The organism is Novosphingobium sp. B-7 (assembly GCF_000410615.1).
Lineage (GTDB): Bacteria > Pseudomonadota > Alphaproteobacteria > Sphingomonadales > Sphingomonadaceae > Novosphingobium > Novosphingobium capsulatum.
Genome location: NZ_KE148330.1, coordinates 25,112 through 25,382, shown reverse-complemented (window position 1 = coordinate 25,382; position 271 = coordinate 25,112). Strand labels below are relative to the sequence as shown.

The following is a 271-nucleotide window of genomic DNA, read 5'->3' as shown; positions in this document are numbered from 1 at the left end:
CAGATGCCGATGTTTACGGTCGTGGCGGGCATGCCGGCCTGGCTCTTGGTGACAATCGACGCCATTTTGGGGGCAATCATCGGATCATTCCTGGGCACCGTGGCGGTGCGCCTGCCGGCCGGGCGCGGCATCATCCGCGCGCCTTCGGCCTGCGATAGCTGCCGCCAGCGCCTGCGCCCGTGGCACCTGGTGCCGATCGTTTCATGGCTGGCCCTGCGCGGGCGCTGTCAATCCTGCGCCGCGCCGATCGGGCGGGGGCAACTGGTGGCAG

General features: G+C 69.7%; 1 protein-coding gene. It reads left to right on the top strand.

Annotated elements, in window-relative coordinates:
- Positions 1 to 3 precede the first annotated feature (3 nt).
- Positions 4 to 271, top strand: a 268-nt coding sequence (locus H926_RS26925) for a prepilin peptidase (RefSeq protein ID WP_237741017.1), incomplete at its 3' end; no start/stop codon positions are given.